Source organism: Ruegeria sp. AB7 (genome assembly GCF_056542625.1).
On record NZ_JBQGAC010000028.1, the window covers coordinates 1 to 568 of the forward strand.

The window sequence follows — 568 nt, forward strand, 5'->3', positions numbered from 1 at the left end:
TCGTAGCGGGTTTCTACTCGGCTCCATTCCTTCAAGCGACTGAACATGACCTCGATGCGGTTTCGGCGCTTGTACCTGTGCTTGCCTTTTCGGACAGGCTTCTCGCGTGACTTTCTGCCGGGCATGCATGGGCGTGTCCCTTTGTCTTTCATAACCTTTCGGAACCAGTCAGAATCGTAACCCCGATCAGCAATCATCCAATCGGCGGCTGGTAGGCTGCTCAGAAGTGCCCTGGCACCCGTGTAATCACTGATCTGACCGGCAGCTATGAAGGACCGGATTGGGTGACCAGAAGCATCGGTGACGGCATGCAACTTGGTGTTCATTCCCCCTTTGGCACGCCCAATCAGGCACCAGCGCCCCTTTTTTTCAACCTCAGGCTTGAAACCGTGCAATGTGCCTTCAAATACTTGCCCAGGCCCACTCGAACGCATGGTGTTCGCCTGCTCACTACTATCATGATCGCCCTGTGATCGGAATGGTCCGAAGCCAGCCCTTCCATGATCCGTGCAAACACGCCGTTGTCGCTCTAACGTTTTCAGCAGTTGTAGAGCGTCTTGGGTGGGCC

The 568-nt window shown here is 55.3% G+C and carries 1 pseudogene; it reads right to left on the minus strand.

The features are described 5' to 3' along the window. Positions 1-568, minus strand: a pseudogene (locus tag ACR0EN_RS21250) (hypothetical protein); the annotation flags it as partial.